The following is a 22,233-nucleotide window of genomic DNA, read 5'->3' as shown; positions in this document are numbered from 1 at the left end:
ATCTATACTTTTGTCTCAGCCTTGTTGCTTCAAGGAAAAGTCTTAGCTAGCAAGGTTTGCTCTAATTTTTCTTATATGCAGTATATGTATCGACTCCATATAAAATGAAAGAAAGGTGAATGGAAATAATTTATCGTAAGAAAACATACAAAATCAAATCCGAAAATTTAGCTGTTTTTAATAATTTTTTTCACAAATATTTACTGCCTAATCAGTTAGAACACGGAAGTAAGTTAATCGGTAGGTGGGTGAATGAAAAGCAAACAGAAATAACAGCTATTTGAGCTTATACGTCGAAGGAACAGTATCAGGAAATTGAATCAAATATCCGCAATTCACCTCTCCACGCTAAAGCACAAGAAAAACGCGAGCAAATAGGAGAACTATTTGTTGATCATTCAGAATAATTTTTACTATCTATATCTTGCACTTTTAAAATTCATTACTATGAAAATGTAAATGTGAGTGAATCCAGCAGGGAATAGATGAGACTGTCCCTATGGAAATCACTCACACTTTTTATTTTACGCTCGTATCCATTTCCAAATTTCTTTAGGCGTTGCATTCTTACCATACATAAGAATACCAACTTGAAAGATTTTACCTGCTAGCTTCATAAATATAATAATGCTCACAATTAAAATGGCTAATGCAATTATAATTTCTATCCATGGCCACTCTTCTAAAAAGGTAAGCCGTAACAGTAGTACCCCAGGAGAAGTAAAAGGTATATACGTACTTACAGTTGCGACAATCCCATTTGGATCACTGATGACTGGACCGGCTAAAATGAATGGTAAGAATGGAAGCATCATTACCATGCCCTGGAAGTTTCCAGCGGTAGAGACATCAGCCATTGTTGCACCAATTCCTACAAAAATAGCAGCAAACATTAAATAGCTTAATAGAGCAATAAATACTAATAGGATGGTTTCAGGTACGAATATATACTCCAAAAGAGGAATATCGAGTTGCCATACAGCAACTGGAAGAATGATACCAATAAATACGACAACTTGAATTAATCCAAGTACAAAGTAACCAATAATTTTTCCTTGCATAAGTTCTGATGGAGTTAATGAAGATAAAATGATTTCTGCGATTTTATCCTTCTTTTCTTGCGAAGCGCTTTGGAAAATCGCCATTCCAGTAAACACAATGGAAAGCATAATTACTCCTGCGAAAATACCTGGTACGATTTGTTGAAGGGTATCCGCCATTGCTTCCGATTCTTCATTTGCATCAATCGTTGTCTCATCTATAAAGACAACTGGTTGTAATAACTGCTCAGCTTCTTGATTAGAGAGTCCAGAGTCTGTAGCTCTCATTGCTTGGAGCGGAGCACTTAACGATTGGACTTGGCCAATAAAAGCAGGATCAATATCTTCGCTTAAATGCATTGGGACAAAACCTGACTGTATTGCATCTTCAAAAATAAACAGATATGCAGTATTATCCTCTTCGACTTCATCTAGTTCTGCTTGACTTACATCTGTAGATTCTATCTGCCAATCCAATCCTTGCTGATCTACAATGTTTTCAAACTCTGAAAATACTTCCATTTGATCATTTACATATACTGTCATTTGTTCGGATTCATTTGAATCTGAAAATAGACTACCGATGAAATAAAATAAAAGAAGTAAAAGAGGAGAGATAAATAGACCAATCACAAATGTTTTATTCTTTAGATTACGTTTTATTTCCCATTTGGCAACTTTCCAAGCATTATACATAAATCTCACCTTCTCCTTTCTTTATTAGATGTTGGTTGGTAGCGATATCAATAAATATCTCGTGGAGTGAGATACGATTAAGCTTCAGTTCTGAAATATGTAAATCCTCAGGTAATTGACGTAACCAAAGAGGTGGATTTACATCTTGATTAAGATGGAGAATAGTCGTATCTCCATTTTGTTCAATTCGGTCAACGTTAGGAATTGTTTGTAGCTGTTCAGTGCTATTTTTCCCTGAAATTGTACATTTAAAGTTAGCATATTGTTTTTTCACATCATCTAATGTACCATATATTACTTTTTGTCCGTTTTGGATCATAAACAATCGATCACACATTTCTTCTACCAAATTCATTTGGTGAGAGGAAAGTAAGATTGCTGTTCCGTTAGCGGCAAGTTGTGAGATCTCGTCTTTAAAAATGTCCTGACTGACCGGATCCAATCCTGAAAAAGGTTCATCTAAAATTAATAAATCAGGTTCATGGATAATTGAACCAATGAATTGTACTTTTTGTCCCATCCCCTTGGACAATTCTTCTATAGATACATTTTCTTTTCCTTCTAAATCAAATTTTTTTAAGTAATAAAGTACTCTTTCTTTTGCTTGTTGAATTGGATAATCCTTTAAATCTGCTAAATATAATAGAATATCCATGACTTTTACATTTTTGTACAATCCTCTCTCTTCAGGTAAATATCCGATTTTATTTTTAGGTATTCCTTTCCCATTATAATTAAACTGAACAGTTCCACTATCAGGGTACATAATTCCCATAATATTACGAATTGTAGTAGATTTTCCTGCACCATTAGGACCAAGAATAGCCATGATTTCACCACGGTGAACTTCGAATGAAATTCCTTTTAAAGCTTGTTTATCTTTAAAAGACTTTTTCAAGTTATGAACATGTAATAAAGGCTCCATTCAATTACCTCCTTGATTGAATTTATTCATCGATAGTATAAGTACGCTTTACTTATGTGAAAAGTTTCAATTTAATTTTAATTGTTCAAAAAGTATTCACTACTTTGTTACTAATATGTGAAAACATTCACAAAATGTGGTTCCAATAACAAGAAGGTGCTATTATAAAAGTGTGATAAGGATATCCTATAAAACAATATGTGAAATGTTGAACAAATGTTATTAATTCATTTAATTCCAAATAAGGAGTGAAAAGGCAATGATGAATTTTATTAGAAATCATAAAGTAGCTGCAGGGTTATGGACAATTATTCGAGTGTATATAGGTTATGTTTGGTTAACCAGTGGTTTAGGTAAATTAATGGGGGGAGAATTTGATGCGAGTGGATTCTTGCAAGGAGCTGTTGCTCAAACTGGTGGTGAACATCCAACAGTTCAAGCTTGGTGGGGTGCCTTTTTAGAAGCAGTTGCTCTACCAAATGCCGATTTATTTACAGTTTTAGTAATGTGGGGAGAAGTATTAGTAGGTATAGCATTAATTCTTGGATTATTCACAAACTTCGCTGCTTTAATGGGTATCACCATGAACTTCGCATTCTTATTTAGTGGAACAGTCAGCACCAATGCACAGATGGTGTTACTGACAATCTTCATCATCGTAGCTGGAGCAAATGCTGGTAAATACGGATTAGATCGTTGGGTAATGCCATATATGAAACAAACTTGGAAAAATAGAAAACAGAAACAAAATAAAACAACAGTAGCTGCTTAAAATAGGAATCTAAAACTCCCAAACGAATAGTTTGGGAGTTTTTTAAATAATTATAATGGATTTTACAATTACATATTATGCCAAATTTCGCGTTTAAATCTAAGCTAAGTTGTGAATGATAGATATAGGTAATAATTATATATTCATATCTTCAACGAAAGGAGTAAACATAGTGAAAAAACAATGGGTATATGTATTGTCGTTTATGTTAATTACCCTGTTACTGATAGCATGTAACGATGATCAAACAGGGCAAGAAAATCAGGATAAGGGTGAGGAAGCAGTAGAATCGAATGCAACTGCAGAGGAAGAGGTTTTAGTCTCACTAGAAAATAACGAAGGACAAGTTGTTGGAACAGCTACATTAACAGAAGGTGAAGAAGGAGTTCATATTTCATTAGAGGGTGAAGATTTACCAGCAGGAGAACATGGTTTTCATATTCATGAAGTAGGTAAATGTGAATTGCCAGATTTTGAATCAGCTGGCTCGCATTATAACCCAACAAATGCTAAGCACGGATTTAATCATCCAGAAGGACCTCATGCAGGTGATTTAGAGAACATCACCGTAAATGAAGACGGAACCGTTCAGGCAGAAGTTGATGCTCCAATGGTGACTTTACAAGCTGATACGGAGAATACATTGTATACAGAGCAAGGAACCTCATTAATGATTCATTCCGGTCCAGATGATTATAGGTCTCAACCATCTGGTGACGCAGGAGATCGTATTGCGTGTGGTGTAATAGGAGAATAATTAATTCCATTCTTAAACTTTAAGAGACTAGGACAAAGAATAAATGTTCCTAGTCTCTTTTCTACTTTATTATAATTGTGTTTGGTGGAAGACTGTATTTGTATATATGAGATTGGTCCTGGGTATGTCTCCATAGACCAGTATTGATACATCGTATCAAAAACGTTAAAGAAATTCGTTTATTCATTGATTAAAGTCTCCTCAATAAGTTGTTAATGCTTGTGTCGAAGTTCCTTCAACCATTTGTGCAAAATAGTCCACCTGTTTCTTTGCTCGTTGTAAGATATTATTATCGATAATAGGGATTTCGTGTTGTTTATCTATTTGTTCATCTAAAAAATATAATCCTTTGAGGTTATGTGCTTTTAAAGTTGCGAGAACAGGTTTTAATGTGTACTCAACCGCTAATAAATGTGCAGGGCTGCCCCCTGTCATAATTGGTAAGACTGGTGTGTGTTTAAGTGCATCCTGGGGCAATAGATCAATTAAAGCTTTCAAAACACCCGAATATGCTCCTTTATAGACAGGAGAACCAACGATGACACCATCTGCCACTTGGATTTTTTGGGTTATATTCTTAATAGCCGCACTTTGAAAATTCCCTGTAAATAAATCTTCATACGGCACATCTTTAACAGAAATATGGGTTACAGAAAATTTCTGTTGGATTAGTTGATCACCTAAATAATGTAAGACCTTTTCTGACCTAGATAGTTCGGAGGGGCTGCCGGACAATGTCACAATGTTGTTCATTTTACCTATCTCCTTTGAAAATAAATTAGAATATAAGAAAACCCGCGATAAGCTTAACAAATAAGAGCGTCGCGGATTTTTTTTAATCTGGGCTCTTATCTTTCAAGAAATATAACTTGCTGGAGGTAGCACCTTTCTAATGAAATTAGAGGTTGCTGAAGCGTCAACGGGCCAGGTCCCTCGGCTTCTCTTGATAAGATGTATTAATTTTTTATATATTCTAATATATCAATCCCGATAAGTCAACTTTGTTTTGTGAGGAAATTTAATTGACAATTCTATCAGCTTGTATTATTATCGTTGAAACAAACTAAATAATGAAATATCTTATCCTGAGAGGTGGAGGGACATGGCCCACAGAAGCCTCGGCAACAGGTTCTAGTTTGAATACTGTGCCAAATCCATCAAGCATTTTTATGCTTGGTAGATAAGAGAAGACGGTGACAGAGCTCTTTTCTTATCTAAGGAAAGGGCTTTTTTAGTATTATTACAACTATAGACATGGGGGATGAAAATGAAGTATGGTTTTTGGTTGCCGATTTTTGGAGGTTGGCTTCGTAATGTAGAAGATGAGCAGATGCCTCCTACGTTTGAATATGCGAAACAGGTAATTCAGCATGCTGAGGAATGGGGCTATGATACGACATTAATTGCTGAATTATATTTAAATGATATTAAAGGGATAGAAGCGAATTCTTTAGAAGCTTGGACAACAGCAGCTGGGTTAGCTGCTGTAACAAATAAAATTGAAATTATGACAGCGGTTAGACCGATATATCACAATCCAGCAGTAATTGCGAAAATGGCTGCTAATATTGACCAATTAAGTGGAGGAAGATTCACGCTAAATGTTGTTTCTGGATGGTGGTCAGAAGAAGCGAAACAATATGGTGGAGACTTCACTGAACATGATGAGCGGTACGATAGAACAATCGAATTCCTAGAGGTTTTAAAAGGACTTTGGTCGGAAGGTACCTTCTCTTACTACGGGAAATTTTATCAGGTAGAGAATACGAAGTTAGCACCAAAACCTATTCAACAACCGAATCCAATTCTATATGCTGGGGGAGAAAGTGAAAAAGGGAAGCAAGTAATTTCTACTTTATGCGATGCATATGTGATGCATGGTGGAACAGTAGAAGAAATTCAAGAAAAAATAGGTAATATGAAAAATCGGAGAAATAATCTCGATAAGGAAGCATTGCAATCATTTAGTATGGCTGCCTACGTGATATGTAGAGACTCTGAGGAAGAAGCATTACAAGAGTTGGAAAGAATTACATCAATAAAAGACGAAAAAGGATATGCAGGAATGAAAGATTTTACTTCTAAATCCCAATTAGAACAACAATTACAAATAAAAGATTATTCTGTTTCGAACAGAGGGTTACGTCCGAATCTTGTAGGAACACCTGAACAAATTGCAGAAAGAATAATAGAATATGAGAAAGTTGGTTTGGATCAGCTATTACTACAATGCTCCCCTCAATTGGAAGAGTTGGAACGATTTGCTAAGCAAGTGATGCCGAAAGTAGAAGAATTAAGAAAGAAGACATCTACGTTACACTAAAGGAGTCATGATAATGAGTAAAATTTATGTTTTACATGAAAATATGGAATGGACAGAACATCTTATAAAACGATTTAATGATTTAGAACTTCCTTATGAAGATTGGTTACTTCAAGAAGGACATATAGATTTACTGAGTGAACCACCAGAGGGAATATTTTATAATCGCATGAGCGCATCCTCTCATACAAGAGGAAATCGTTTTGCGCCAGAGTTTACAAATGCTGTGTTAGCGTGGTTAGAGTTTCATGGAAGAAAGGTTATTAATGGTAGCCGTGCCCTACAATTGGAAGTAAGTAAAGTTCAACAATACTTGGAACTTGAGAGGTTTGGTGTAAAAACGCCAAAAACAGCTGCAGCAGTTGGAAAAGAGAATATCTTAAAAGCAGCAGAACAATTTGAAGGAAAAAGTTTTATTACCAAGCATAACCGAGCAGGAAAGGGATTAGGTGTACAATTATTCCGATCAACGCAAGCTCTTCAATCGTATGTGAATAGTAGTAATTTTGAAGAACCGATAGATGGTATAACGTTATTGCAAGAATATATTGTATCTCCAGAATCTTATATTACACGTTGTGAGTTTGTAGATGGGAAATTTGTATATGCTGTGAAGGTGGATACTTCAGAAGGATTTGAGCTATGTCCAGCAGATGCTTGTTCTGTGGAAGACTTATTTTGTCCAGCTGGAGAAGAACCTGAAAAACCTGCAAAATTTCAAGTTCGGGAAGGATTTAATCACCCAATAATAGAACAATACGAGAAAGTTTTAGCAGCAAATGATATTCAAATCGCTGGAATCGAATTTATAGAAGATGCGAATGGAAATATTTTTACGTACGATATTAATACCAACACAAATTATAATTCAGAAGCAGAAGAAAACTATGGAACTTACGGAATGTTAGAAGTTGCGAAATTTTTAGAAAGAGAATTAGAACAACTAAAAGTTAAGTAGTAAAAGAGAAGATGTAGAGATAACGAGCAATGATTTGGATCTTGGTAACAAGACAAAATGATTGCTCGTTTTTTTGTTAGATATTTCATAAACCGAATAATTAGTAACTCTAAAATTAGGAGAGTCGATTGATTTTAATTATTAAAAAATTCTTGTATAATAACATCGTAATCTAACTAAACATAGAGGGAAGTTTTTTTATGGTGCAAGAAGTAAATACTAAAACTGACTTGGGTAAAGAGAAAATTTGGTCTAGGGACTTTCTATTTATTTGGATAGCGAATTTTTTTATTTTCCTAGGATTCCAGATGACATTACCAACGATTCCATTATTTGTAAAAGAACTTGGCGGTAGTGATCAAATGGTCGGTATTATTGTTGGTATATTTACATTTTCAGCATTACTGATTCGTCCCTATGCAGGGCATGCTTTAGAATCGAAGGGAAGAGGATTTGTTTATTTGTTAGGCTTAGGCATTTTTGTCATATCTGTGGGAGCTTATGCATTTACAGCAAGTCTTGTATTACTTGTCATTATTCGTATTGTCCAAGGAATCGGCTGGGGATTTTCTACAACTGCCGGTGGAACTGTTGCAACTGATCTTATACCGCCAAAGCGTCGAGGCGAAGGTATGGGTTATTTTGGTTTATCAGGAAATATTGCATTAGCATTTGGTCCATCCCTAGGATTAACATTAGCTGGTATTATTTCGTTTAGTCAGTTATTTTTATTTTGTGCAGTATTTGGTTTAATTGCATTATTATTTGCCTTGAAAATTCACTATAAAAAAGTGAATTTATCACCGCATAAAACACAAGTAGCTCGATTTGATGTGTTTGAAAAATCTGCTATACAACCTTCCATTCTCTTATTTTTTATTACATTTGCATTTGGAGGAATTGCTACATTCTTACCCTTACATGCAATGGAAAAAGGAGTAGAAGGCATTCATTTGTATTTCTTGATTTTTGCTATTTTTATTATGATATCTCGTACATTTTCTGGTCGAATTTATGACCGGAAAGGACATAAATATATATTTTTACCAGCAGCAGTATTGATTTTTGTTTCCATGTTGCTGTTATCTTGGTTACCTAGTACGGCTATTCTATTGACGGCAGCTGGATGTTTTGGATTAGGATTCGGAGCGGTCCAACCAGCTTTACAAGCATGGGCTGTAAATAAAGCACCTAATGATCGGAAAGGAATGGCTAATGCAACGTTTTTCTCTTCATTTGATTTGGGAGTAGGGATTGGCGCAATTTTGTTTGGACAAATTGCTTCCTGGTTTAACTATGCTTCGATTTACTTAACTGCAGCAGGATCAATTGTAATTTCAATGCTTATTTATATTTTCATAGTGCTTAAATCGAAAGAGAAACTTGCGTAATTCGTATAAAAATGGGTATTTTTACTATATAATAGAAGAAATCGGTCAAAAAAGGTGGGTTAATAAGCTTTGAAAAGTATTAAAGATATTGATATTCAAAAACTATTTCCTTCTGCATTTTATAAGCGGGGATTAACCTATTATAAAAATGACCAAGTAAAAGACGTTGTATTTGATCGTAACCATAATGTTTGGACTGCGACAGTACAAGGTTCAGAGGATTATTTTGTTGAAATTGGTTTAACTGATATGGAGAAAGGTTCCATTGATACATTTTGTGATTGTCCTGCTTTTGAAACATTTGGTTCTTGTAAGCATATTGTAGCAACATTAATTGCTATAACAGCTATAGAAAAAAATGGAGGTACGTCCATAAGACAACCAAATTTTTATCGCTCGAGCAGGTTTATTGAAGCGATGAGTAATATTTTAACCCCGTTAGATGCTGTAGAAGAAGAGAATTATTCTAAATCAGAAATGTCGGTAGAGTATATAGGAAGCTGGACGTATGATCGACGATTACAGTTAGAAATAAAAACGGGAGAACAACATCGTTATGTCGTTCGAAATGTAGCTTCTTTTTTAGATGCGGTACAGGATCAAGAACCGTTTTCATTTACGAAGAAGTTTACTTATGAACCGTCCATACATTCTTTTGCTGAAGCGGATATGGAGATCCTTCGTATATTGCATGATCTTTGTAAGAACGAAGAATTGTATGATAGCTATACATTTGGGGGGAAAAGTACAGATAGAAGGTATGTAACTATTCCACCTTATGTAGTGAAAGATTTATTATTTAAGCTTGTAGATCGTAATTTTTATATTGTTGATAATGTGAGCCAGTATAAGGATATACAATTGCAAGAGGCTGAACTTCCCTTTCAATTTTATATAACAAAACAAGATGAGCATGTTGTTCTGTCTATGTCTGAATTAAAAGAGACTATCTTTTTTCCTTTATATAATATTCTGTTTCAGCAAGGAATCTTTTATTTTCCAACCTATGAGCAAATTCCAGTTTTACAACAGATGGAAAAGTTCCGATTTGAAGATATGAATTTTGATGTACCAAAAGAACAAACTGATACATTCCTATCTGAAGTTATGCCTTCACTTCAACGCGTTGGTGATATTGATATGGATGAGCAACTATCTGATGAACTTATCAAAGCTCCATTACGAGCAAAATGTCACTTGGAATTAAGAGAGGGATTGATAATTGGGAAGTTAGAATACCATTATGGTTCTCATAGTATTGACCCTTTCCAAGGGAAAAAAGATCATCAGGTCATGATTATTCGAGATGTACCGCAGGAAAAATTAATCATGAAATATATTGAAGATGCAAACTTTAGATATAACGGAAAAGAACTGTATATGGATGCGGGGGAAGAAGATTTATATAATTTTCTTTATCATGTCTTACCGTATCTAGATAACTATGTTGAGTTATTTTTATCATCCGAATTCAGAGGATTGTTTATAGAAAATGAGCCAGAACCATATACTAGTGTTCGAATGGAAGGGCAATCGAACTTATTAGAAATCGGTTTTAATATTGATGGAATAAACGATAATGAAGTAAATAAGATACTGCAAGCTGTAATTGAACGGAAGCGGTTTTTTCGACTGCAATCAGGTCAGATGATGAATCTGGAGACGGAAGAATTTAGTTCGATGCAGCGCTTGTTTAATGATATGAGGATTTCAAAAGACGAGTTATTAGATGGTACGATTCATATGCCCGCATACCGTGGTTCGCAGTTAGATGATTTAATTGAAACAAAAAAACATTATGATCCACATTTTCGAGAATTATTAAGTCACCTCCATTCACCCGAAGAGCAGGTATATGAGATCCCTGAAAACGTTCAAGCAACCTTACGAAGTTATCAAAAAGTAGGCTATCAGTGGTTTAAGTCTTTGAGTCAGTATCATTTAGGTGGTATATTAGCAGATGATATGGGATTAGGTAAGACATTACAAAGTATTACGTATTTGGTATCTGAATCAGCAGGGGAAACAATTGGGCCACACTTGATTGTTGTTCCATCATCCGTAGTTTATAATTGGAAAAATGAATTAGAGAAGTTTGCCCCTCACTTACAGGTAGCAGTGTTGACAGGAAACCCTGTCGAACGTCATCAAGTTATGTCAGAGTCAACCAATAAGGACATATGGATAACATCCTATGCAACATTACGTCAGGATATTGAATTTTATAAGGAAATAACGTTCCAGACATTATTACTGGATGAGGCACAATATATAAAAAATTATCAAACAAAAACTTCTCGGGCTATTCGACAAATTAAAGCAACAAGACGATTTGCATTAAGTGGTACCCCTATTGAGAACTCGATAGAAGAGCTATGGTCCATATTTCAAGTTGTACTACCAGGGTTGATGCCCGATCAACGGTCGTTTAAACAGCTAGATCCTAAAAAAATTGCCGCAATAACTCGACCTTTTATCTTACGAAGATTAAAGCAAGATGTTTTAAAAGAGTTACCTGAGAAAATTGAATCTGTACATGTCTCTGAATTAACGAGGGAACAAAAAGATCTATACGTTGGCTATTTACGACAGGTTCAGCAGGATGCAGTCCAATCATTTAAAGAAAATGGATTCCAACAAAACAGAATGAAAATTCTTGCTGGATTAACTCGTCTAAGACAAATATGTTGTCATCCTTCCATGTTTATTGAAAACTATGAAGGAGCGTCTGGAAAGCTCGAGCAATTAATGGAAACAATCCAGACTGCATTAGATAACGGCAAGCGATTGTTGATTTTTTCTCAATTTACAAGTATGCATGAAATTATTCAGCAGCGGTTGAACAGAGAAGGTTATGGATACTTTTATCTTCATGGTCAGACGTCTTCCAAAGAAAGAGTCGAAATGAGTGAACGATTTAATAATGGCGAAAATGATATCTTTCTTATTTCACTTAAAGCAGGTGGTACAGGTCTAAACCTAACTGGTGCAGATACGGTTATTTTGTTTGACTTATGGTGGAATCCTGCAGTAGAGGACCAAGCAACTGGAAGAGCTCATCGTTTCGGACAAAAAAAGGTTGTACAAGTGATTCGATTAGTAACAGAAGGAACAATTGAAGAAAAAATATATGATCTACAGCAAAGGAAAAGAGAATTGATAGATCAAGTCATTCAACCAGGAGAAACAATGCTTTCTTCATTAAATGAGGATGATATAAAAGAATTGCTAAGTTTATAAGGTTTTCTACCAGTCCTCTGGTAGAAAGCTTTTTTATAGTGTTTGTTTTTATGGGGGAGGGGGAATGATAGTAGCAAACGATAAAGGAGAGAGAAGTATATGGAAATGAAAACATTAAGAGCATATTTTCAAAGTGAGAATGATGCTGTATCTGCAAAATCTTCTTTAGCCTCCGTACGAAGTCAGCATCTATTTATTGATGAGATTCCAACAGGATTTGAAAATGAAATATTTATTCCGGTAATACCGTATGGTCCACATTGGGGATTAATTCAAGATGTTGCCATACAGGAAAAAGATAATGAAGATAATAAAGAAAACGAACAATCAATGACACATTTATTAGAGGCGCAAATAATTGAAGATGACATTGAAAAAGCAGCAACGATTATATCGAATCACAATGGTTATCGCTTGAGTAGAAAATAAAGTCATTATTAACAAACAGGATTTGCATAATGTATTTTATTAGCGGTTGAAATAGGTGGACTTCAGCGATATTTATAACCTTCAAATGAAGATTAAAGCTCGTGGAAGCATTCCTATTTCAACCTGTGACATAGTTGTAATTAGGGAGCATTAATCGATCTATATATTTATTGTTTTAGTGAGAACAATTTTCGTGGTCGTCCTTTTAAATATGGACGTTCTTCTCCAGCTATCCTAATAACATCCCCAGTTAATAATTTATTTACCGTACGCTCTGCACTCCGTTTTGTCACTTTATAAAAGTCAGCAATATCATTTGACGAAAAAGGTTCGTTATTCCGTTCTATAATGAAATCTATAAAATTATAGGATAGTTCATTATTTAATCTAGCCTTGTGGATAAGTGCATGAAAAAGCTTTGAAGTATCAATATCACGCTTTATTCCAATTGGACCAATTGTCTCTTGTCGTTCGTTAACAATGTAGCTGATGCTATGCGTCTCCGCATTACATTGTGAATGTGCTTGTTGTGCGTGTTTCAAAGAAGAACGAGGACTTAGTCCAAACCCAAATCCTATATTCACTGGACTAGCAACAATTCCTTCAATGTCTTGTATAAGTGGAAAATCACGATAATGATTTTTTAAGTTCTGTAATAATTTTTTCGTTCCTACTAAGAGAAACTGATTATTTTTGCAAGGTATTAGCATTGCATCCGTTTCCTCAGAAAAATTATTTAGGCAATGGGTTAAGTCGTTTATTTGATCTTGAGTAATTTTAGCTCCTTCTTTAACTGAAATAATTCCTGTTACCAATTGTGTGCTATGGTGTTCTGATAACTCTATTAGTTCTTGTGTTTTATCAAGAGCATCCATGATATTTTTATTAGGGAGCTGTAATTGGTATACGGGTACATTTTCTGCTTTAAGATAATCACGAACAGCTATTTTAGATGTAAGAACACCATCTATCTTTCCTTCGTTGTATAGTTTTAAATGATAGAAAGCGATCTCGCTTTCTGGAATGATTTGATTCTTTTCATATTCATAAGCATGTATTTGTAAGTCAGTCATTTGCATGTCTTGAAGTAATTCATTAATGTGTATTTTTTTTGGTACATCGATAGAAATACGATTTAATGAATAAAACTTTTTTAGTCTTAATATAGACGACAAAAATGTGTATTCATCATAATCTACATAAATAAGAGTCTGTTTTTTTTTGATTTTTTCAGACGCGTGTTGGTAAGAGCAGTAATCAGTAAATAAAAGCATGTCACACATGAAAGCCCTTTCAATTTTGTCCGCAACCTCAGTTACTGAGTCATAGATAAACGGTAATAATTCCATTTGTGAGTAGTGTTCAGCAAGGTTACGTACACGGTGGACAGTTTTTGTATCACCAAAAACACCGATTTTCGTCTTCATATGAAGCACTCCTTATTACACATATTTTTAAACATCTTGTTGTAAGAATCTATGAAGTACTTTTCCGAATGAAGCTATAAACGCTTGACCATCTCCGTTGTTTTCCCAACCCTCTGTAAGTACTACTACTTTAAGGAATTTATTATTTTGTAGAAAGATAGCTGCGTCATGTTCTACACCTTTTAATTCACCAGTTTTGTGATATGACGTAACGAGAGGGTTATATTCTGTAAAAGCAGTTAATTTACTATTAAACTGTTGATTATTTAATATGTGTAGTATGTGTTGTTGGGAATTTTCCCCTAAAAAATTATTCTTCTCTGTAAATATATCAAATAATCGTAATACATCCAATGCTGAAGTTACATTTTCTTTACCTAATTTTTGTGCCTCCACATCCATAAACTTCCGTTCTAATCTTGTCTGTTGACAACCCAAACTCTCAATAAATGCTTGAATATTTGAGATTCCTAATCTGTCTATAAGATAATTACTTGCGGTATTATCCGATACAATAATCATTAATTCTAGTAATTGTTGATACGTTAGAAATGGAACATCAGTTAAGTAAGAAATAACGCCAGACCCTTTAACATGACCATTAGTAGATATTCGTATTTTTTCCGTTAAAGATAATTTGCCTATTTCTTTGAAATGATATGCTGATGCCAAAATAAACAATTTAATTATGCTGGCTGATTGCATTTGTTTTGTTTCTTTTGAACAAATTATTCCGGTATTGGTCTTAAGTATTACGCTAACGGAAACTGGGGGAGCAGGCTTAATAGCTGATAAAGATCTCTCAATATATTTTAATGACAAGACGATACACCCTTCCAATTAAAATACATATGCAATTATCATATTGAATTTTCGGAATATTGTCAAGAAAACAGAGATAATAATTGAATATATGCATTATGACCTAATTACCAATTAAAATTTAGACTAAAATGATTATATCATTGAAATTTTGCAAAAAATAGATTAATATATAATAGACAGTTTTCCGAAATAAAAAAAGATTTTAAATTAGCAACTTAGGGGGGATTTACGTGAAATTGTCAAAAAAGTCTTTATTATTACTAGTTTTTGGTTTACTTCTCAGTGTTGTACTAGTAGCATGTGCTAGTGAACCTGATGAAGGTGGTGACACAGATTCTTCTGGTGATTCTGATGCAGACGCAGAAGAAACTACTGAAGGTGCAGAAGGTGGAGAACTTATTATAGCAAATCTATCAGATGCTGTATCGTTGGATCCAGCTGGTTCCAATGACGTACCTTCTAGTAATGTACAAGCAAACATATTTGAATCTTTGACCAAACAAGATGCAAATATGGAAGTGCAACCAAGTCTGGCAACAGAATGGGAAGCAATTGATGATACTACATGGGAATTCAAACTTCGTGAAGGTGTTAAATTCCACGATGGATCAGACTTTAACGCAGAAGTTGTTAAAGCAAATATCGAACGTATCTTAGATCCAGATGTAGGGTCTCCACGTTTATTCTTATATGAAATGATCGAAGAAATTGAAGTTGTAGATGACTATACAATTCGTTTTACAACAGAGTATCCATTTTCACCACTTCCAGCTCACTTAGCGCATAATGGGGGAGCAATGGTATCTTTAGAAGTTATTAATGAAGATTATGCAGCTATGGAAAATGGAGAAGATCCTGGTAGTGTAATTAGTAGTAATCCAGTTGGTACCGGATTTTTCAAGTTTGATAAATGGGATCCAGGTTCACAAATTCGCTTAGTTAAGAATGAAGAATATTGGGATGAGCCTGCAAAACTTGATTCTGTAGTATTTAAGGTAGTAAGTGAAGGTCTTACAAGAGTAGCAGAATTACAAACTGGTGAATCACATATTTCTGATCCGCTTAGTCCAAATGACGTAGAACAAGTGGAAGCAATGGATGGAGTTAGTGTACAACAACAAGGTAGTGTAAGTTTATCTTATGTTGGTTTTAACATGGAAAAAGAGCCTTTTGATGATCCGAACGTACGTAAGGCAATCAATATGGCGATTGATAAGAGTCAAATTATTGACGGTATTTATAATGGAGTAGGTACTCCAGCAATTGGGCCATTAGCTCCAGATGTATTTGGGTATGACGAAAATGCTCCAGGATTGGAGTATGATCCGGAACAAGCAAAAGAATTACTTGCGGAAGCAGGGTTAGAAGATGGTTTCTCTACTACACTTTGGACAAACGATAACCAAGAGCGTGTAGATGCCGCAACAAATATCCAAGCTCAATTAAAAGAGTTCAATATTGATGTAGATGTACAAGTGCTTGAGTGGGGTGCTTATTTAGAGCAGACTGCACAAGGAGAACATGATATGTTTGTACTAGGTTGGTCCACTGTTACTGGTGATGCGGATTATGGATTATATCCATTATTCCATTCTAATAATGTAGGAGATCCTGGTAACCGTACGTTTACCAAAGATGAAGAACTTGATGCACTTCTAGATGAAGCACGTCAAGAGCCAGATCCAGAGGCTCGTCAAGAGCTTTATAGCCAAATTCAAGAAAAGCTAACAGAAGTAGCTCCGATGCTATACATTCATCACCAAGATTTCTTACTAGGAGTAAGTGATAAAGTACAAGGTTTAACACAATTACCAACACAGATTCTTCAGTTAAAAGATGTATCTTTAGAACAATAATATGTAATGAAAAAGAACTATTGTACGTTAACGCGTACAATAGTTCTTTTTTGTTTGCAAGAAAGAAAATCTATCTCTATCTATTAAGATGGTATCGTAGAGGGTTATATAAGCAGAAAATTAAACAAAAGACTTATTATCAAATTAATTCACATAATAAAAGACGCCTTGAGATAAAGGATTTTTGTCTCAGGCGTCTAATAGTTTTAAGCATTTACGGTTTGTTTATGTTCACCAGAACGAATAGCTTCCATATGGTGACAAGCAGATAAGTGACCTTCTTGCATTCCATCTGCATTTCTAAGCTCAGGAACTTCTGTACGACACAACTCTGTTGCAAATGGGCAACGAGTATGGAACCGACAACCTTGTGGAGGATCTATTGGAGAAGGAACATCTCCTTTTAGTAAGATACGCTCTCGTTTTTTCTCCATATCTGTACTTGGGATAGCAGACAATAATGCTTTTGTATATGGATGCATATTATTATCAAATAATGATTTTTTATCTGCAATTTCTACGATTTTTCCAAGATACATAACGATAATACGATCAGATATGTGACGAACAACCCCTAAATCATGAGAGATAAATAAATAAGTAAGGTTATAATCACGCTGTAATTCTTTTAATAGATTAATAACCTGTGCTTGTATAGACACATCTAATGCAGATACTGCTTCATCAGCAATAATAAGTTTGGGATCAACCGTCAGAGCACGCGCGATCCCAATACGTTGACGCTGTCCTCCACTAAATTCATGTGGGAAACGATCCGCTTGGTGTGGGCCAAGGCCTACACGTTCCATTAATTCTAATACTTTCTCTTTTCTCTCCGTTTTTGGATAAGAATTTTGAATCTCCATTGCTTCTGTTAACACCTGTCTAACGGTTTGACGTGGGTTAATAGAGGCATAAGGGTCCTGGAAGATAATTTGCATATCTTTCCTGAATTTATTCATTTCTTTTTTCTTTAATTCAAGTATATTCGTACCATTAAACTCTACTTCTCCACTCGTCGGTTCATCTAAACGTAAAATAGCTCTTCCTGTAGTTGACTTACCACAACCAGATTCCCCAACGATACTTAATGTTTCACCTTCATATACATCAAATGAAACACCATCCACCGCTTTAACATGATTAACCGTTTTACCGAAAACTCCACCTTTAATAGGAAAGTGTTGTTTTAAATCCCGTACTTTAAGAAGTTGTTTCTGATTGTTCATAAACACTCACCTCCGGATCTCCATTCCATTCATCAGAGTATATCCAACAACGAATTTGATTACCATCTTCATCTGTTTCTAAATTTGGCAGTTTTTCATGACATAAGTCTGTAGCAAACGGACAGCGTGGAGCAAACCGACATCCCTTAGGCATGTTTGCTGGACTTGGTACAGAACCTTTAATAACAGATAAATCACCTTCAACATCTTTATCATGTTGAGGTATGGATTGCATTAATCCAACAGTATATGGATGTTTAGGTGAAGAGAAGAGAGTTTTTGTATCTGTATACTCAACAACTTTCCCACAATACATTACAGCTACATAATCACATGTCTCAGCTACAACTCCTAAATCGTGTGTAATTAATAGAACTCCCATATCGAGTTGCTCTTGTAAATCTTTAATTAAATCTAGTATTTGTGCTTGAATAGTTACATCGAGAGCGGTAGTAGGTTCATCAGCTATTAATAATTCAGGTTTACATGCTAATGCCATTGCAATCATTACACGTTGTCTCATACCGCCAGATAGTTCATGTGGGTATTGATCCACGCGTTTTTCCGGAGACGGAATACCTACTAATTTCAACATTTCTATTGAACGTTTTTTAGCTTCTTTTTTATTTAAACCTTGATGAATTTTGTAAGCTTCACCAATCTGTTGACCTACTGTAAAAGTAGGATTTAGCGATGTCATCGGCTCTTGGAAAATCATTGAAATTTCATTTCCTCTAATTTTACGCATTTGAGCTTCTGATTTATCTAATAGGTTCTCACCTTTAAATTTGATTTCGCCACCTTTAATCCTTCCCGGTTCTTCAATGAGACGAAGAATTGATAATGAGGTAATACTTTTTCCGGAACCAGACTCACCAACAACACCTAGTACTTTCCCTTTAGGAATACTAAAGGATACACCATCAACAGCTTTTACCTCTAGATCTTTGGTGAAAAAGGAAGTCTGTAACTCATTAATCTCTAATATATTATCATAAGTGTTTGGTGCACTTGTCATTATATTTTGCTCCTTTCTCTTACTTCATACTTCTTGTAGGACTAAAATGTTAATCGAGGTCGATTCGTTTATTAAGGAAATTGTACGTAATATCTACTAATAGATTTACGAGAACGAATAATAGTGCTACTACAAGAATAGTACCTTGTACAACTGGAAAGTCACGAGCAGTAATAGAATCAATAATTAATTTACCCATACCATTAATCGCAAATACGGATTCAGCAAGTACTGCCCCACCAAGTAAACTACCAAACTGTAGCCCTACAACCGTTACTACTGGAATCATTGCATTTTTTAATGCATGTCGATAAATAACAATGGTTTCTTTCACCCCTTTTGCACGGGCTGTACGTATATAATCTTGTCCAATAACATCTAGCATACTGGACCTTGTCATTCTAGCAATAATAGCTGCACTACCTGTTCCTAAAGTAATAACGGGAAGAACTAATTGATCAAAATTTCCCCATCCTGAAGGACTAAACCAACTCGTGTTGTCAAAGAACGGTACCCATGCTGGTAGATCAATACCTATAGAGAACCATTGAATTAACATTAAACCAAGCCAGAAATTTGGCATGGATAGTCCGAATAAGGCAACTAGCATTAAAGAAGTATCTAAAAATGAATATTTGCGTGTTGCTGATACAATACCAGCAATTAAACCTAAAAATACTCCTAGAATAGTAGCATATATTGAAAATTCAACGGTAACCCAGAATCTTGCTCCGATTTCTTCTGCGACGGGTCGTCCGCTTCTCATTGAGTTGCCTAAGTCACCTTGAACAGCATCCGTAACATATGAGAAATATTGCATTGGAATGGGTTCGTTTAAACCTAGTCTTTCTCGAATATTTTCGACTTGTTCTTTTGGTGCACTTTCACCTGCCAGAATTTGAGCTGGATCACCTGGGATTAAGTGCATCATACTAAATACTAATATAGATACCCCAATCAATACGGGGATGGTTTGCAGTAATCTTCGAATAATAAATTTAAACATAGCTGTTCACCTCTTTCTATTCTTTCGTTTTTGGATCAAATGCATCTCGTAATCCATCGCCTAACAGGTTAAATGCTAATACAGCTACTACAATAGCTAAACCAGGGAAGAGTGCAACATGTCCTGCATTATATAAGTAGTTTCTTCCATCACTAAGCATCGCACCCCATTCAGCGGATGGCGGTTGTGCGCCTAAACCGAGGAAAGATAGTCCACTTGCAGATAGAATTGCTGTGGCAATACTCAGAGTTGCCTGAACGATGATAGGAGAGGTAATATTCGGAAAAATGTGTTTAAAAATAATCCGGGTGTCACTAGCGCCAAGTGCGCGCATAGCATCGATATACTCTAAATTCTTAACAGATAAAACAGATCCACGAACGATACGTGCAAATACAGGAATACTTGAGACTGCAACTGCAATGATTAAGTTCGCAATACTTCCTCCAAGTACAGTTACAATAGCTAAGGCTAAAAGAATACCAGGGAAAGCAAGTAAAATATCCATAACTCGCATAATAATGCTATCTGTTCGTTTGCCATAAAAACCTGCTATTAAACCAAAAAGAACGCCAAGGGTTGCACCTAAGGCTATGGAGAAAAATCCAATAGTAAGTGTTAATCCTGTCCCTTGAATAACACGACTAAAAATATCTCTTCCAAAGTTATCCGTTCCAAACCAATGTTCGGCAGAAGGACTTTGTAACTTGTTCACGATATCTTGTTCATAGGGTTCATATGGAGTGAAAAATGGCCCAACAATTGCAATAATTAATAAAAGAATAATTAAAAATCCACCAATCATAGCTGATTTATTTTTCTTAAACTTATTAAAAACAATTTTCCAACTTTTCAGCCTAGGATTAGGTGGCTTATGAGCAGTTTGGGGAGTTTCTATGTGTTCTGTTGGTTGGCTCATAGTTTGCTAACTTCCTTTCTATCAATAAGTATACTATCTGTATGATTATATCATGAACGAATTGATTTACAATAAGGTGAATGTTGAGAAAGAAAGAATTTTGTAAAAATATAATAGGAAATATGTATCAGAAACCCTAATACAGACACAAAAATCAATAATTTCAAAATTATTGTCGAAAAATAAAGTTCTAAAATTAAGATATATCAAAATTTTTGGTTATCACGGCGGAATAGCGATTAGATTGTTATGTAAACGATATTATGTATTCGCTTTCTATTTTGATAATTATTTGACATCTTAGTTTAAAATATTGTAAGATATTTTTACTAGATAAATATAATTTAAAAGGGGCGTTTGTATGAAGAAAAAATGGTATAGTCAAATAGCTATTTTAGTTGCACTTATTCTTCTTCTTGCTGCTTGTGGCGGTAATGATGAAGGATCTAATGGAGATGAGAATACTTCAGACGGTGGAGAAGATCCAGAAATGTTAACACTTGTAACGGGTGGAACAAGTGGTACATATTACCCGTTAGGTGGAGAAATGGCAACAAATATTAATAACAATACCGAAGTACAAGTAGATGCTATTTCCTCTAATGCCTCTGCTGAAAATGTATTGGCAATTGAAAATGGAGAGGCTCAACTTGGATTTATTCAAACTGACGTAATTTCTCACGCAGTTGAAGGAATCAATGCCTTTGATGGTGAACCTGTGGAAAAAGTACAGGCAATTGGGTCATTATATCCAGAAACTATTCAAATCGTAACAACTGTTGATTCTGGTATTTCTTCAGTGGAAGACTTAGCGGGCAAAAAAGTGTCTGTAGGTGCGCCAGGGTCAGGAACGTATATTAATGCAGAACAAATCCTTGAAATACATGGTATGACAATGGATGATGTGGAAGCACAAAATCTTGATTTCGGTGAATCAACTGGTGGTATCCAAGACGGTAATATCGATGCAGCATTTATTACTTCAGGTACACCAACAGGTGCTGTAGAAGGTCTAGCTGCTTCTGTAGATATCTCTATTGTTCCAATTGCAGAAGATAAGGTGGAAGAACTAGTAGAAGCGTATCCTTACTATGCTTCTGATGTAATTGCTGGAGGAACATATGGTGGCCTTGATGAAGATGTTCAAACCGTTGCTGTTCTTGCAATGTTAGCAGTATCTAGTGACTTATCAGAAGAACTTGTATATGACATTACTAAAGCAATCTATGATAATACAGATAAGATTTCCCATGCAAAAGGTGAATTTATAACAATTGATACTGCACTTGATGGAATTGGAATTGATTTACATCCAGGTGCACAAAAATACTTTGACGAACAAGGTGAAGAGTAAATAATTTCATGAAATGGCCGGCTCCGCCCATTTAGGGATAGGCTGCCGGCTATTTTTTGATTTTAATC

Annotated in this window: 18 protein-coding genes and 2 riboswitches; of the genes, 9 read left to right on the top strand and 9 right to left on the bottom strand. The window is 35.1% G+C overall.

Annotation, left to right across the window (positions count from 1 at the left end; genetic code table 11):
• Positions 1-524: 524 nt before the first annotated feature.
• On the bottom strand, positions 525-1,736 hold the full coding sequence (locus C794_RS16660; protein ID WP_017798305.1) for an ABC transporter permease: 1,212 nt from the start codon (positions 1,734-1,736) through the stop codon (positions 525-527).
• On the bottom strand, positions 1,729-2,661 hold the full coding sequence (locus C794_RS16655) for an ABC transporter ATP-binding protein (RefSeq protein WP_017798304.1): 933 nt from the start codon (positions 2,659-2,661) through the stop codon (positions 1,729-1,731). The genes C794_RS16660 and C794_RS16655 overlap by 8 nt, the downstream gene beginning before the upstream one ends.
• A 259-nt stretch (positions 2,662-2,920) precedes the next feature.
• Here C794_RS16655 and C794_RS16650 point away from each other — a divergent pair, with 259 nt between their 5' ends.
• Together C794_RS16650 and C794_RS16645 are read left to right on the top strand one after the other, a co-directional pair.
• Positions 2,921-3,433: a DoxX family protein gene (locus C794_RS16650; protein ID WP_017798303.1), complete on the top strand. Its 513-nt coding sequence runs from the start codon at positions 2,921-2,923 to the stop codon at positions 3,431-3,433.
• Positions 3,434-3,605: 172 nt separating this feature from the next.
• The gene (locus C794_RS16645) at positions 3,606-4,190 is read left to right on the top strand and encodes a superoxide dismutase family protein (RefSeq protein WP_017798302.1); all 585 of its coding nucleotides are present in this window, start codon (positions 3,606-3,608) and stop codon (positions 4,188-4,190) included.
• Positions 4,191-4,391: 201 nt separating this feature from the next.
• On the opposite strand, the gene ssuE is transcribed toward C794_RS16645, so the two are convergent.
• The gene (gene ssuE, locus C794_RS16640) at positions 4,392-4,943 is read right to left on the bottom strand and encodes an NADPH-dependent FMN reductase (protein WP_017798301.1); all 552 of its coding nucleotides are present in this window, start codon (positions 4,941-4,943) and stop codon (positions 4,392-4,394) included.
• Positions 4,944-5,035: 92 nt separating this feature from the next.
• Positions 5,036-5,143: riboswitch (SAM riboswitch) on the bottom strand.
• A gap of 124 nt (positions 5,144-5,267) precedes the next feature.
• Positions 5,268-5,377, top strand: a riboswitch (SAM riboswitch).
• A gap of 80 nt (positions 5,378-5,457) precedes the next feature.
• Here ssuE and C794_RS16635 point away from each other — a divergent pair.
• The 5 genes from C794_RS16635 (at position 5,458) to C794_RS16615 (ending at position 12,531) form a co-directional block, all read left to right on the top strand.
• A complete protein-coding gene (locus C794_RS16635) occupies positions 5,458-6,513 on the top strand; it encodes an LLM class flavin-dependent oxidoreductase (protein ID WP_017798300.1) in 1,056 nt (351 codons plus the stop codon).
• A 13-nt stretch (positions 6,514-6,526) separates the two neighbouring features.
• A complete protein-coding gene (locus C794_RS16630) occupies positions 6,527-7,471 on the top strand; it encodes an ATP-grasp domain-containing protein (protein ID WP_017798299.1) in 945 nt (314 codons plus the stop codon).
• 200 nt (positions 7,472-7,671) lie between these two features.
• A complete protein-coding gene (locus C794_RS16625; protein ID WP_017798298.1) occupies positions 7,672-8,862 on the top strand; it encodes an MFS transporter in 1,191 nt (396 codons plus the stop codon).
• 69 nt (positions 8,863-8,931) lie between these two features.
• Positions 8,932-12,102, top strand: coding sequence for a DEAD/DEAH box helicase (locus C794_RS16620; protein WP_017798297.1), 3,171 nt, complete (start codon positions 8,932-8,934; stop codon positions 12,100-12,102).
• Positions 12,103-12,201: 99 nt separating this feature from the next.
• Entirely contained in the window at positions 12,202-12,531 is a 330-nt protein-coding gene (locus C794_RS16615) for a hypothetical protein (RefSeq protein ID WP_017798296.1), read from the top strand.
• Positions 12,532-12,698: 167 nt separating this feature from the next.
• Here C794_RS16615 and C794_RS16610 read toward each other — a convergent pair whose 3' ends face one another.
• Complete coding sequence (locus tag C794_RS16610; RefSeq protein WP_017798295.1) at positions 12,699-13,958, bottom strand: hypothetical protein; 1,260 nt, start codon at positions 13,956-13,958, stop codon at positions 12,699-12,701.
• A gap of 27 nt (positions 13,959-13,985) precedes the next feature.
• Positions 13,986-14,780, bottom strand: coding sequence for a serine hydrolase (locus C794_RS16605; protein ID WP_017798294.1), 795 nt, complete (start codon positions 14,778-14,780; stop codon positions 13,986-13,988).
• A 233-nt stretch (positions 14,781-15,013) separates the two neighbouring features.
• On the opposite strand from C794_RS16605, the gene C794_RS16600 reads away from it, so the two are divergent.
• Positions 15,014-16,639, top strand: a complete 1,626-nt coding sequence (locus C794_RS16600; protein WP_017798293.1) for a glutathione ABC transporter substrate-binding protein — start codon at positions 15,014-15,016, stop codon at positions 16,637-16,639.
• Positions 16,640-16,845: 206 nt separating this feature from the next.
• Here the strand turns inward: C794_RS16600 and C794_RS16595 are convergent, their stop codons facing one another.
• The 4 genes from C794_RS16595 to nikC are packed head-to-tail and all read right to left on the bottom strand — an operon-like array spanning position 16,846 to position 20,811.
• Positions 16,846-17,868 (bottom strand): ABC transporter ATP-binding protein, encoded by a 1,023-nt coding sequence (locus C794_RS16595; RefSeq protein ID WP_017798292.1) that lies wholly within the window; start codon positions 17,866-17,868, stop codon positions 16,846-16,848.
• Entirely contained in the window at positions 17,843-18,886 is a 1,044-nt protein-coding gene (locus C794_RS16590) for an ABC transporter ATP-binding protein (RefSeq protein WP_017798291.1), read from the bottom strand. Before C794_RS16590 ends, C794_RS16595 begins: the two co-directional genes overlap by 26 nt.
• 49 nt (positions 18,887-18,935) lie before the next feature.
• Positions 18,936-19,892, bottom strand: coding sequence for an ABC transporter permease (locus C794_RS16585; RefSeq protein WP_017798290.1), 957 nt, complete (start codon positions 19,890-19,892; stop codon positions 18,936-18,938).
• Positions 19,893-19,908: 16 nt separating this feature from the next.
• On the bottom strand, positions 19,909-20,811 hold the full coding sequence (nikC, locus tag C794_RS16580) for a nickel transporter permease (RefSeq protein WP_017798289.1): 903 nt from the start codon (positions 20,809-20,811) through the stop codon (positions 19,909-19,911).
• 361 nt (positions 20,812-21,172) lie between these two features.
• On the opposite strand from nikC, the gene C794_RS16575 reads away from it, so the two are divergent.
• Positions 21,173-22,165 (top strand): TAXI family TRAP transporter solute-binding subunit, encoded by a 993-nt coding sequence (locus C794_RS16575; protein WP_017798288.1) that lies wholly within the window; start codon positions 21,173-21,175, stop codon positions 22,163-22,165.
• Positions 22,166-22,233 lie beyond the last annotated feature (68 nt).

Origin of the sequence: Oceanobacillus kimchii X50 (genome assembly GCF_000340475.1) — a bacterium.
GTDB classification, from domain to species: Bacteria; Bacillota; Bacilli; order Bacillales; family Amphibacillaceae; genus Oceanobacillus; species Oceanobacillus kimchii.
Note: the sequence above shows the minus strand (reverse complement) of the source record. Positions and strands in the feature narration are given on the sequence as shown.